Consider the following 1,317-nt stretch of genomic DNA (forward strand, 5'->3'; position numbering starts at 1 on the left):
TAGTCTGAGGCGATTTTGATGTATATCAATAAAAATGGGCAAAATGCATAGCTTGGGAGTTCCTACACAACCAAAGCTTCAATTTTGCCCAATGAACGTCAAAACGCTCACAGCACAAATATTGCGAAAAATGCCGAACATTAAGCGTTGGCAATTTAAATTCATTTCCACATTGCCTTCTTTACTCTTGGCAATGAGGGGGCGGTATAACTTTTCCAATATGGCTCGTTGGGGGGATTATAAAGAAGGTGCTTATCGGGAGAACTATAGTCGGCCCTTTGATTGGTTACAATTTAATGTCCTTTTGGCAGAGCAAACACTGAGCAATGACTTGGCAATTGCTTTTGACCCTTCCTTTCTTCCTAAGAGTGGCAAACACACTCCTGGTATCGGCTACTTCTACTCGGGCTGTGCTGGGCGAGAGCTGCGGGGCTTAGAATTAAGTGGCCTGGCTGTTATTGATCAACAAGACAAAACGGCACTTCACCTGGAGGCTATTCAAACTATTGATCAACAGGAAGAGGAATCACTTTTAGGGTTCTATGCACGCTCTATTAGCGAACGTGCTGAAAAACTCCAACAGATCAGTTCACTTTTAATCGTCGATGCCTACTTCGCACGCTTGCCCTTTATTGATGCGATGCTTGAAGTGGGTTTTAACGTCATCACCCGTCTTCGCAAGGATGCCCGTTTACGTTACCTTTATCAGGGGCCTGCCCGACCAGGAAAAGGACGGCCCAAGCAATATGATGGCCGTATCGATATCTATAATCTACGCTTAGACCTAGTAAGCCCATGTGCACAGGCCGAGGATGGATCATGGATCGCCTATGAACTAACCGCCAACGTGCAAGCATGGAAAAGAAATGCTAAGCTGGTAATCCTCCATGAATTGAAAGCAGATGGCTCCATCAAAAGTGCGCGCATCATCGCTTCTACCGATCTAGAAATGGATGGCGGCTGTATATTACTGGCTTACCATTCTCGTTTCCAAATCGAATTGCTTTACCGAGACGCCAAGCAGCATCTCGGGCTAACACATTGTCAGGCTCGCTCTAAAGAGAAAATTCATTTTCATCTTAACGCTAGCTTGTCCACTGTATCTTTGGCTAAAGCAGCCTGCCACTTAAGCGGACAGAACCATGAGCAAAAAGCATTCTCCTTAGCGGACATCAAAACCAGCTACGCCAATGAATTACTGCTCGATCAATTTATTTCTATGTTTGAAATCGACCCACAGTTGCCAAAAATTAAATCACTCCGTGGCGAAATTAGGAATATCGGCAAAATCGCTGCCTAAATCGCCTCAGACTATTG

General features: G+C 44.9%; 1 protein-coding gene. It reads left to right on the forward strand.

What is annotated here, in order from left to right; all coding sequences use genetic code 11:
* Positions 1 to 91 precede the first annotated feature (91 nt).
* A complete protein-coding gene (locus FRY97_RS21810; RefSeq protein WP_170254840.1) occupies positions 92 to 1,300 on the forward strand; it encodes a transposase in 1,209 nt (402 codons plus the stop codon).
* The last annotated feature ends 17 nt before the right edge of the window (positions 1,301 to 1,317 follow it).

It is taken from the genome of Phaeodactylibacter luteus (assembly GCF_007993045.1).
GTDB lineage: Bacteria > Bacteroidota > Bacteroidia > Chitinophagales > Saprospiraceae > Phaeodactylibacter > Phaeodactylibacter luteus.